Here is a 2,024-nt window from a genome sequence, read left to right on the forward strand (position 1 = left end):
AGAAATGTTAGTTATATAAAAAACTAAAATATAATAGATTGATACTAAAACCTCTTTAGTCTGAAGACAATAGCAAATAGTTTTTTAATCGAAAATTGACCTAGGCGGCAACAAGCCTCAAAATAGCCGCTTTTTTAGGCCTCTGAAAAAAGTTTCACAGAAAAGCTTCCAGAGTTAGTTTTACTCGTATTAGGATTTTTCGAATATGTCGTCTTTACCGCTCTCTCCCTTGCAACGTTATTTACAAGATTTGGAAAAGGAAGGTTTCGTTAAAGACCCTGCACAGAAAATGGCGGTAGATAGACTGCAAACGCTGTATGAAAATCTAATTTCAGATGAAGCAGAGCGCAAGCGCTTAGCCGGGAAGTGGTTTAACAAGTTTTCTAAAAAGAAGCCAGAGCCTGTCAAAGGCCTTTACTTCTGGGGCGGGGTGGGTCGTGGTAAAACTTATCTAATGGATAACTTCTATGAAAGCCTGCCTTTTGAGCAAAAAATGCGCATTCACTTCCATCGCTTTATGCAAAGGGTTCACCAGGAGCTGACTACGCTTGAAGGCGAAAAGAACCCATTGCATATCGTTGCGAAGAAGTTGAGTGATGAGGCCCGTATAATTTGCTTCGACGAGTTTTTTGTTTCCGATATCGGTGATGCAATGATTCTTGGCGGCTTAATGCAAGAGCTTTTTGCGAACGGTGTTTCCCTTGTATGTACTTCAAACATTGTTCCAGATGGTTTATACAAGGATGGCCTACAGCGTGATCGCTTTCTGCCTGCTATCGATCTTGTTAACAAGTACACCGAGGTTGTGAATGTTGATGGCGGTAACGATTACCGCTTACGTACACTTGAACAGGCTGAGCTTTATCATTTTCCTTTAGATGCACAAGCCGATATCAATTTGGATAAATACTTTAAACAGCTCGCTGTTGAAGCTGGTTCTCACGAGCTAGAGCTTGAGATTAATGGTCGCCCTCTTAAAGCACTACGGCATGCTGACGATGTTGTTTGGTTTACCTTTTCCGAGCTTTGCGATGGACCTAGAAGCCAGAATGACTACATTGAGATCGCAAGAGAATTTCACGCAGTGATCGTGAGTAACGTCCCTCAGATGAGTATCGATACAGATGATCAGGCGAGGCGCTTTATCAATATGGTTGATGAATTTTATGACCGCAGCGTTAAGGTGATTATCTCTGCTGAAGCGCCTATCCATGAAATTTACCAGGGCGGCAAACTTAGCTTTGAGTTCGAACGAACAGAAAGCCGTTTGTTAGAAATGCAAAGTCACGAATATCTAGAGCAAGCACACAAGGCTTAATAGCACTCAAAGTAGGCGGGTTCTCTGGCCGCGCAGAACGAAACCGCCGTACCATCTGACTACTCCGAGGCAGAACCTGCGCCCCGAGACGGGCCGCCTACATAAGCCTTGGTAGCGCTCCAAGGAAGGCGGGGTCACCGGCCGCGCATAATCGAATCCCTAAGCCGTTTTTTACTCTCTCATTCTAAGCTTGCAATAAATGATCAACTTTATTGCTATGAAATATCATTGAGACCTTCGCTTAGCCAGCTATCCTAATAATGCGTTTTCCATTCAATGGACGAACAAATTTTATAGGATAAGTACAATGACAAATGAAGCCCTAATATTTGACGCGATTCGCACACCTCGGGGCCGAGGTAAAGCGAGCGGCGCTCTTCATGAAGTAAAACCGGTAACACTTCTTTCAGATTTATTAAACGCTCTTCAACAGCGCAATGGTTTCGATACAGCTGAGGTTGACGATATCGTCATGGGCTGCGTTACCGCTGTTGGCGACCAAGGTGCTGATATCGCAAAAACTGCAGCATTGGCTGCAGGATGGAATGATGATGTTGCAGGTGTTGTCCTTAATCGCTTTTGCGCATCGGGGCTCGAGGCGGTTAACACCGCTGCAATGAAGATTCGTTCAGGTTGGGAAAATCTCGTGGTCGCTGGGGGTATCGAGTCTATGTCACGAGTCCCGATGGGGAGCGATGGTGGTGCT

Annotated in this window: 2 protein-coding genes; both read left to right on the forward strand. The window is 44.7% G+C overall.

Annotation, left to right across the window (positions count from 1 at the left end):
- Nucleotides 1–205 precede the first annotated feature (205 nt).
- Nucleotides 206–1,318: a cell division protein ZapE gene (gene zapE, locus A3756_RS17370; protein WP_068554080.1), complete on the forward strand. Its 1,113-nt coding sequence runs from the start codon at nucleotides 206–208 to the stop codon at nucleotides 1,316–1,318.
- A gap of 307 nt (nucleotides 1,319–1,625) precedes the next feature.
- The coding region (locus A3756_RS17375) for a beta-ketoacyl synthase N-terminal-like domain-containing protein (protein ID WP_304438894.1) at nucleotides 1,626–2,024 on the forward strand (399 nt) is incomplete at its 3' end.

It is taken from the genome of Oleiphilus sp. HI0086 (assembly GCF_001635225.1).